The following is a 3,493-nucleotide window of genomic DNA, read 5'->3' as shown; positions in this document are numbered from 1 at the left end:
GGTCTGCGCCGCGTCGCTACCCTCCTTGCTTCGCCCGTGGATGACGAAGGTGAGGCTTCCGCGGGGAAAACGCCATCTTCACACCGCGGCGACAAACCCGTCCAGCACGCGTTTCTGGCCGGCTTTGTCGAAGTCGATGGTCAGCTTGTTGCCTTCGATGGCCGAGATGTTGCCGTTGCCGAATTTCTGGTGGAAGACACGGTCGCCGACGTTGAAGGCGGACGGCTTGTCGGAGACGGATTTGGCGACCAGTTCGCCGTCGATGGTGCGGCCCTTGACCGAGGTGCGGCCGGCGCCGTAGCCGCTGTCCGTCTCGCCGTAGCCGATGCGCTCGACCTGGTGGCCGGAGCGCGAACCCCAGTTGCGGTCGGTCGCCTCGGTGCGGTTGGCCTGCGCCCGCTGCCAGCCCGGCGTCGCATAGGTGTTGGAGAAGGCGCCGGATTTTTCGCTGTCGGCGCCGACATTGTCGAAGCGCGAGGCGCCATAGGGGTTCTGCCGTCCTGCGCCCTGGCCGCCGCGGCCGGAGGCAAAGGAACCGCCGCCATAGGAATTGCCGTAGCCGCCGTAGGAGTTGCCGCTTTCAGCGACCTCGACATGGGCGTTCGGCAATTCCTCGAGGAAACGCGACGGGATCGTCGACTGCCACAGGCCATGGATCTGGCGGTTGGAGACAAACCAGATATGCAGGTTCTTCTTGGCCCGCGTCAGGCCGACATAGGCGAGGCGGCGCTCTTCCTCCAGCCCGGAGCGGCCGCCTTCGTCGAGCGCGCGCTGATGCGGGAACAGGCCTTCCTCCCAGCCGGGCAGGAAGACGGTCTCGAATTCGAGGCCCTTGGCCGAATGCAGCGTCATGATCGAGACGGCGTCGAGCCCGGCATTCTGTTCGGCGTCCATGACCAGCGCGACGTGCTCGAGGAAGGAGCGCAGCGATTCGTACTCCTCCATCGAGCGGATCAGCTCTTTCAGGTTCTCCAGCCGGCCGGGGGCTTCCACCGAGCGGTCGTTCTTCCACATGTCCGTGTAGCCGCTCTCTTCGAGAATGGTCTCGGCGAGTTCGGTGTGCGGCGTGGTTTCCAGCGCCTTCTGCCAGCGCTCGAAATTGGCCGCCACTTCGCGCAAGGCGGCGCGCGGCTTCGGCTTCAACTCGTCGCTTTCGGCGAGCTTGGCGGCGGCCTCCAGCATAGGGATGCGCAGCGCACGGGCGGTGTCGTGGATCTGGCGGATGGTGGCTTCGCCCAAGCCGCGCTTGGGCACATTGACGATGCGCTCGAAAGCGAGGTCGTCGGCGCCCTGCGCGACGACACGGAAGAAAGCCATGGCGTCGCGGATTTCCAGGCGCTCGTAGAAGCGCGGGCCACCGATGACGCGGTAGTTGAGGCCGAGTGTGATGAAGCGATCCTCGAAGGCCCGCATCTGGAAGGATGCACGGACAAGAATAGCCATGTCGTTGAGATTGTGCTTCTGGCGCTGATAGGCCTCGATGGTCTCGCCGATGGCGCGGGCTTCTTCTTCGGAATCCCAGGCGGCGTGGACATTGACCTTGCCATCCTCGGGATCGTTGCGATCCGTGAACAGCGTCTTGCCGAAGCGGCCCTCATTGTGGGCGATGAGGTGGGAGGCGGCACCAAGGATGTGCGCGGTCGAGCGGTAGTTGCGCTCCAGCCGGATGATGGTGGCGCCGGGAAAATCCTTGTCGAAACGCAGGATGTTGTCGACCTCGGCGCCGCGCCAGCCATAGATGGATTGGTCGTCATCGCCGACGCAGCAGATGTTTACGGTGGCGCGGGTTTCGGCCGAAGAGCGCCCAATCTCCCCCTCAAGGGGGGAGATCGGCTTGCCTTGAGGCCTTTGCGCCAACAGCCGCAGCCACATGTACTGGGCGGTGTTGGTGTCCTGGTACTCGTCGACGAGGATGTACTTGAAGCGCTTATGGTATTCCTTCAGCACGTCCGGATTGGCGCGGAAGATGCGGATCGGGTGGCAGAGCAGGTCGCCGAAATCGCAGGCGTTCAGCGTCTTCAGCCGCTCCTGATAGGCCTTGTAGAGTTCGCGGCCCTTGCCGTTGGCGAAGGCGCGCGCGTCGCCCTCGGCAATGTCGGCGGGGCCTTGCCCCTTGTTCTTCCAGCCGTCGATCATCTGGGCGAACTGCTTGGCCGGCCAGCGCTTGTCGTCCAGACCTTCGGCCTGGATCAGCTGCTTGATCAGCCGCACGACGTCGTCGGTGTCGAGGATGGTGAAGTCGGAGCGCAGGCCGGCGAGTTCGGCATGTCTGCGAAGCAGCTTCACTCCAATCGAGTGGAAGGTGCCGAGCCACGGCATGCCCTCTACATTGCCTTCGCCGATCAGCACGCCGATGCGGATCTTCATCTCGCGCGCGGCCTTGTTGGTGAAGGTCACCGCGAGGATCTGCGACGGAAACGCCTTGCCGGTGGCGAGGATGTGGGCGATGCGGGTCGTGAGCACGCGGGTCTTGCCGGTGCCGGCGCCGGCCAACACCAGAACCGGGCCCTCCGTTGTTTCAACAGCTAGCCGCTGCTCCGGGTTGAGGCCCTTCAGATAGTCGGGTGCGTTGTTGTGTCCGCTGCGGGCAGCCATGGCGCGCGCGGCGATACCCGACGGGGCCGAGGGCCGCGCATTGGGTTCGTCGAAAAAGGGCATGTCTTCGGAAAAGCCGGACATCGCCCCGAATGTAGTGATTCGGTGGCGAAAGACCAGAACTGTCTACGTTTTGTTCCGCTAAAGTGCTGGTGGCAAGGATGTACGGGCTGTTCAGGCCTTGCGGTAGCCGAGAGCGACGAAAAATCGCTGCCCTAACGAACGCGCCTCATCGGTCATCACGGCGCCGAGTGCCGTCTGCATCCGGTCGTAGTAATGGCTGCCCGCAGGGGACGCGAGAAATGCCGCGTAAAGCCTGAGATCGTCGAGCGACAAGTCACGATAGGCGAAAGCATTTCCTTCCATGATCCCCTTTTCGGCTTTTTCACGAAGGTTGCCGGCCTGCTTATGCACCAGCACCATTATCTGCTGATCCGATAAAGGCTGCCCGGCTGCCGCGAGCATTCCCGAAACCATCGCATAGCCCATGTTCAATGCGATCGCTTCAGCCATGTCCACGGCGCTGGTATCGTCGACGATTTTCCGGTACAGCGCGAGCCGTGCCGGATCTCCCGCCTGAAGTCCTCCAAGGATTTTCGGACCTTCGATCTTCTTGCGCCCCAGGGCTTGCGGATCGGACGCTTGGATCTCCAGGGCTGTGACCCGCCTGCCCAATGGTGAATCGAAGAAAGCAGCCAGATCGGTGAGATCGACGGGCTGCAACCGGCCCGTCATCCGCGCCTCTACGGCTTTCTCCATCCTGTCAGCGTCAAAAGCGCCTTCAGCGGCGGCGGACAAGGCTTCCTTGACTTTTTCCGGCCCCGGCACGGATTTGATGCCGGCGACTATGCTTGGGCCGAGGCCGGCCAGCATCTCGTGGAAGCCGCTTGCCTTGTTG

General features: G+C 63.4%; 2 protein-coding genes. Both read right to left on the bottom strand.

Going from position 1 to position 3,493, the window contains the following annotated elements; all coding sequences use genetic code 11:
- Window positions 1-78 precede the first annotated feature (78 nt).
- Window positions 79-2,679, bottom strand: a complete 2,601-nt coding sequence (locus EN969_RS22165; protein ID WP_024501437.1) for a UvrD-helicase domain-containing protein — start codon at window positions 2,677-2,679, stop codon at window positions 79-81.
- Window positions 2,680-2,769: 90 nt separating this feature from the next.
- Window positions 2,770-3,493 (bottom strand): DUF2059 domain-containing protein (locus EN969_RS22160; protein WP_127419394.1); only part of this gene is annotated, 724 nt, incomplete at its 5' end.

The organism is Mesorhizobium sp. M7A.F.Ca.CA.003.01.2.1 (assembly GCF_003998945.1).
GTDB classification, from domain to species: Bacteria; Pseudomonadota; Alphaproteobacteria; order Rhizobiales; family Rhizobiaceae; genus Mesorhizobium; species Mesorhizobium ciceri.
The sequence above is the reverse complement of the archived record's forward strand: the minus strand, read 5'-3'. Positions and strand labels throughout refer to the sequence as shown.

What these genes read in the sequence shown, in the direction of transcription:
- EN969_RS22165 (WP_024501437.1), bottom strand. Translation starts at nt 2,679, where the DNA reads ATGTCCGGCTTTTCCGAAGACATGCCCTTTTTCGACGAACCCAATGCG.